Source organism: Mycobacterium sp. TH-M25 (assembly GCF_057473665.1).
The window spans coordinates 1-3,437 of sequence record NZ_JBYCLA010000431.1 but is presented as its reverse complement, the minus strand read 5'-3'; the positions used below and the strand labels follow the sequence as shown (position 1 = coordinate 3,437).

Sequence of the window (3,437 nt, the reverse complement as noted above, 5' to 3'; positions counted from 1 at the left end):
TGCTGATCGGCGGCAAGAAGGTGCTGATCTGTGGCTACGGCGACGTCGGCAAGGGCTCGGTGGACTCGCTGGCCGGCCAGGGCGCACGGGTGACCGTCACCGAGATCGACCCGATCAACGCGCTGCAGGCGCTGATGGAGGGCTACGACGTCAAGCGGGTGGAGGACGTGATCGGCGAGGCCGACATCGTCATCACCACCACCGGCAACAAGGACATCATCACCCTCGAGCACATCAAGGCGATGAAGGACAAGGCCATCCTGGGCAACATCGGCCACTTCGACAACGAGATTCAGGTGTCGCGGTTGGAGAAGTCGGGCGCCATCAAGACCAACATCCGCCCGCAGGTCGACGTGTGGACGTTCCCGGACACCGGCCGCTCGATCATCCTGCTGTCCGAGGGTCGGCTGCTCAACCTGGGTAACGCCACCGGCCACCCGTCGTTCGTGATGAGCAACAGCTTCTCCAACCAGGTCATTGCGCAGATCGAGCTGTGGACCAAGAACGACGAATACGACAACGAGGTCTACCGGCTGCCCAAGCACCTGGACGAGAAGGTGGCCCGTATCCACGTCGAAGCACTCGGTGGCGAGCTGACCAAGCTCACCAAGGAGCAGGCCGAGTACATCGGCGTCGACGTGGACGGCCCGTACAAGCCCGACCACTACCGCTACTGAGTTACCGAGGGCGTGTCGAAACTGCGGCCAGCCGCGGTTTCAACGCCCGGCCTGCGGCTCGCCGCAGTTTCGAAACCCACGAGCAGCGCGGCGCGACTAGGCTCGCGCCGTGCTGATCGCTATCGAGGGAGTCGACGGCGCCGGCAAGCGGACACTCACCGACGGCCTGCGCTCGGCGTTCGAGACCGCCGGGAAATCGGTGGCCACAATGGCGTTCCCGCGATACGGGGAGTCGCTGACCGCTGATGTGGCGGCCGAGGCGCTGCGCGGCCGGCACGGGGACCTGGCTACCTCGGTGTATGCGATGGCGATGCTGTTCGCCCTCGACCGCGCCGGTGCTCGTGCGCAGATCCAAGCTTTGCGACAAGCGCACGACGTGGTGATCCTGGACCGCTACGTGGCCTCCAACGCCGCCTACAGCGCTGCCCGCCTGCATCAGCAGGCGACCGGCGAAGCGGTCGGCTGGGTGCACGACATCGAATTCGGCCGGCTGACACTGCCGGCACCGGATTGGCAGGTTCTGCTCGGTGTGTCGGCAGAACTCGCTGAGCAGCGGGCCCGCCACCGCGCCAGCGTGGACGCCGGCCGGGCGCGCGACGCCTACGAACGCGACGCCGGACTGCAACAGCGCACCGGTGCGGTGTACGCCGAGCTTGCCGCAGCGAGCTGGGGCGGACACTGGCTGGTGGTCGACGAGACGGTCGATCCGGGTGTCTTGGCGGCGCAGTTAATGGCCTAGTTGGCGCCCGGCCGCGCGACGGCTGTGGTAAAAGTGCACGAAACATGCGTGTGGCAGCTCCGTTTTGTCGCGTTCTGGTGACACCATGGACACCATGAGGCAAAGGATTCTCGTGGTCGACGACGACGCGTCGCTGGCTGAGATGCTGACCATTGTGCTGCGGGGTGAAGGGTTCGACACCGCCGTGATCGGCGATGGCACCCAGGCACTGACTGCCGTGCGCGAATTGCGGCCCGACCTGGTGTTGCTGGACTTGATGCTGCCTGGCATGAACGGCATCGACGTGTGCCGGGTGCTGCGCGCCGACTCCGGGGTTCCGATCGTGATGCTGACGGCCAAGACCGACACCGTCGACGTCGTGCTCGGATTGGAGTCGGGCGCCGACGACTACATCATGAAGCCGTTCAAGCCCAAGGAGTTGGTTGCCCGGGTGCGGGCGCGGTTGCGGCGCAACGACGACGAGCCCGCCGAGATGCTGTCGATTGCCGACGTCGACATCGATGTGCCCGCCCACAAGGTGACCCGCAATGGCGAACAGATCTCGCTGACCCCGCTGGAGTTCGACCTGCTCGTGGCGTTGGCGCGAAAACCGCGTCAGGTGTTTACTCGTGATGTGCTGCTCGAACAGGTGTGGGGCTACCGTCATCCCGCGGACACCCGTTTGGTGAACGTGCATGTCCAGCGTCTGCGTGCCAAGGTCGAAAAAGACCCGGAGAACCCGACCGTTGTACTGACCGTTCGAGGAGTGGGTTACAAGGCCGGACCTCCGTGATCTGTGAGCGCCGCAATAGGCAGGAGCGGCGCGGGTGAGCTTGGGCCCGAAGCCACGTTTTCGGGGTCGTTCTGGCCGGTCCGGCCCGGTCATGCGGGGCATGGGCGCACTGGGTCGTGCTCTCGGCGTGGCGTGGCGTCGTTCCCTGCAGCTTCGAGTTCTCGCGCTGACCCTCGGCATGTCGCTGACCGTGATTCTGGCGCTGGGCTTCGTATTGACCAGCCAGGTCACCAACCGCGTGCTCGACGTCAAGCTGCGGGCCGCCACCGAGCAGATCGAGCGCGCCCGTAGCACGGTTAGCGGGATCGTCAGCGGCGAAGAGGCGCGCTCGCTGGACAGCAGCCTGCAATTGGCGCGCAACACGCTGACGTCGAAAACCGACCCCACCTCCGGAGCGGGACTGGCCGGTGCGTTCGACGCGGTCCTGGTGGTACCCGGGCAGGGACCTCGTCCGGCGGCATCGGCCGGGCCGGTCGACCAGCTACCGGATTCGCTGCGCGACTTCGTCAAAGCAGGGCAGGTGGCCTACCAGTACGCCACCGTGCACACCGAGGGTTTCTCGGGGCCGGCGCTGGTGATCGGCACCCCCACGACGTCGCGGGTGAACAACCTCGAGCTTTACCTGGTGTTCCCGCTGGGCAACGAGCAGAGCACGATCGCGCTGGTCCGCGGCACCATGGCCACCGGTGGCCTGGTGCTGATGGTGCTGCTGGCCGGGATCGCGTGGATGGTCACGCGTCAGGTGGTGGTTCCGGTCCGGGCGGCGGCGCGGACGGCCGAGCGATTCGCCGACGGGCATCTGTCCGAACGGATTCCGATCCGCGGCGAGGACGACATGGCCCGGCTGGCGGTGTCGTTCAACGACATGGCCGAAAGCCTGTCACGCCAGATCGCTCAACTCGAGGAGTTCGGAAACCTGCAGCGCCGCTTCACTTCTGACGTCAGCCATGAGCTGCGCACCCCGCTGACCACGGTGCGGATGGCCGCTGACTTGATCTACGACCACAGCGAAGACCTCGATCCGGCGCTGCGGCGGTCCACCGAGTTGATGGTCAACGAGCTGGATCGGTTCGAGTCGCTGCTCAGCGATCTGCTGGAAATCTCCCGCCACGACGCCGGCGTGGCGGAATTGTCGGTTGAGGCAGTGGATTTGCGGACCACCGTCAACAGCGCGCTGGGCAACGTCGGGCATCTGGCCGAAGACGCCGGCGTGCAGAAGATCGTCGACATGCCGGACGAAGACGTCAGC

Annotated in this window: 4 protein-coding genes; all 4 read left to right on the top strand. The window is 66.0% G+C overall.

What is annotated here, in order from left to right; translation table 11 throughout:
• A partial coding sequence (locus AC2VOU_RS14635) for an adenosylhomocysteinase (RefSeq protein ID WP_486958028.1) occupies positions 1-677 on the top strand: 677 nt, incomplete at its 5' end.
• A 109-nt stretch (positions 678-786) separates the two neighbouring features.
• Positions 787-1,416, top strand: a complete 630-nt coding sequence (locus AC2VOU_RS14630; protein ID WP_486958027.1) for a dTMP kinase — start codon at positions 787-789, stop codon at positions 1,414-1,416.
• A gap of 85 nt (positions 1,417-1,501) precedes the next feature.
• Positions 1,502-2,188: a two-component system response regulator MtrA gene (gene mtrA / locus AC2VOU_RS14625; RefSeq protein ID WP_015354856.1), complete on the top strand. Its 687-nt coding sequence runs from the start codon at positions 1,502-1,504 to the stop codon at positions 2,186-2,188.
• Positions 2,189-2,279: 91 nt separating this feature from the next.
• Positions 2,280-3,437 (top strand): MtrAB system histidine kinase MtrB (mtrB, locus tag AC2VOU_RS14620; protein WP_486958026.1); only part of this gene is annotated, 1,158 nt, incomplete at its 3' end.